3 protein-coding genes are annotated in these 1,856 nt (G+C 67.6%); all 3 read right to left on the bottom strand.

Annotation, left to right across the window (positions count from 1 at the left end; translation table 11 throughout):
• Nucleotides 1-600, bottom strand: a 600-nt coding sequence (locus G205_RS20295) for an amidase (RefSeq protein ID WP_009359680.1), incomplete at its 3' end; no start/stop codon positions are given.
• Between the two features lie 3 nt (nt 601-603).
• Nucleotides 604-900 (bottom strand): Asp-tRNA(Asn)/Glu-tRNA(Gln) amidotransferase subunit GatC, encoded by a 297-nt coding sequence (gatC, locus tag G205_RS20290; protein WP_009359679.1) that lies wholly within the window; start codon nt 898-900, stop codon nt 604-606.
• 145 nt (nt 901-1,045) lie between these two features.
• On the bottom strand, nt 1,046-1,856 hold an 811-nt coding region (locus G205_RS20285; protein ID WP_009359678.1), incomplete at its 5' end, for an SLC13 family permease.

Below are 1,856 nucleotides of genomic sequence, written 5' to 3'. Positions count from 1 at the left end.
GACGGCGCCGGGCTGGCGGATGGATCCGCCGGTGTCCGTGCCGAGGGCCAGGGGCGCCTCGAAGGCAGCGACGGCGGCAGCGGACCCGCCGCCGGAGCCGCCGGGGATGCGGTCCAGGTCCCACGGGTTGCGGGTGGGGCCGTAGGCCGAGTGCTCCGTGGAGGAGCCCATGGCGAATTCATCCAGGTTGGTCTTGCCCAGGATCGGCATCTTCGCGGCGCGCAGGCGCTCCACGACGGTGGCGTCGTACGGGCTGTGCCAGCCCTCGAGGATCTTGGAGCCCGCCGTGGTGGGCTGGCCGATGGTGACGATGAGGTCCTTGACCGCGATGGGCACGCCGGCCAGGTAGTGGAGGGCCTCGGCCTCCGGGCCGCCGGCGGCGCGGATGGCATCCACTTCGGCTGCGACGGCGAGCGCTTCCTCGGCGTTGATGTGCAGGTACGCGTTGACGCCGCGTTCGCCGCCGTCCACTTCGGCGATCCGGTCCAGGTGCGCCTGGACGACGTCGACGGCCGTAACTTCGCGGGCGCGCAGCTTCTCGGCCAGCTGGGCGGCGGAGAGCCGGATCAGGGTGGCGGCGCTGGTGTTCTGTTCAGTCATTGTTTAGTCCTCATCCAGGATTGCCGGAACCTTGAAACGGTTGTCGTCGGAATCCGGAGCACCGGAGAGTGCCTGTTCCGCCGTGAAGGTGTGGCCCACAACGTCCTCGCGGAAAACGTTGCTCAGCGGGATGGGGTGGGACGTGGCCGGCACGTCGTCTCCGGCGGCTTCACTGACCGACTTGATCGCATCAACGATGACGGCGAGTTCTCCGGCCATCCTGTCCAGCTCATGAGCACTCATCTCGATGTGAGCGAGCCGCGCGAGATGCGCAACGTCGTCACGGTTGATCGCAGCCATGGATCTCCCCTGCAAAGTTCGGATTGGTTTCCGATCCATTCTAGTGGGCAAACAAAGATGCCCGTCTGACGACCCCCAGCGGGCGTCAGACGGGCACCTTTATGCCGGGGTCCCTGCCGAGGCAGTGACCGCAGGCAGCTACAGACTAACCGATACCGATGGCTCCAGTCAGCATCCCGATTCCCAGCATGACCAGGGACACCACGGCGCTGCGCCACAGTACCTTCTTGTGGTGGTCGCCCAGGTCCACCTTGGCCAGGGACACCAGCAGCAGGATGGCCGGAACCAGCGGGCTCTGCATGTGGAACGGCTGGCCGGTGATGGAGGCGCGGGCCATTTCGGCGGCGCTGATGCCGTAGTGCGCTGCGGTCTCGCTGAGGACGGGCAGCACGCCGAAGTAGAAGGCGTCATTGCTCATGAAGAACGTCATGGGGATGCTGAGGACGCCGGTGATGACGGCCATGAACGGGCCCATGCTGGACGGGATGATCTGCACCAGCCAGGCGGACATGGCTTCCACCATGCCGGTGCCGGTCAGCACGCCGGTGAGGACGGAGGCGGCCATGACCATGCTGACGACGGCGACGATGGACGGGGCGTGGGCCACCAGCTGGGTGCCCTGGTCCTTGACCTTGGGGAAGTTCACCAGCAGGGCGATGGCGGAGCCCACCATGAAGACGTAGGGCAGCGGGACGAGGTCGGCGATGAGCATGCCCATGACGGCGACCGTGAGGGCCAGGTTGAACCAGAACAGCTTGGGGCGCAGGGTGCTGCGGTTGGGGTCCAGGGCGGTGTCCGCCATGACCGTGTCGCTGTCGTCCACCAGGTCTTCGGGCCGGTCCAGCACCGCCACGGATGAACCTTCCGGGGAAAGGCCGCCAGTGGCGGGGGCTGCTCCGCCAGGCGCGGTGACGCCGGGGGGTGCCGCCGGTGCGTCCGCGGCCGGTTCCGGAACC

Origin of the sequence: Arthrobacter nitrophenolicus, assembly GCF_000332815.1 — a bacterium.
Lineage (GTDB): Bacteria > Actinomycetota > Actinomycetes > Actinomycetales > Micrococcaceae > Arthrobacter > Arthrobacter nitrophenolicus.
Note: the sequence above shows the minus strand (reverse complement) of the source record. Positions and strands in the feature narration are given on the sequence as shown.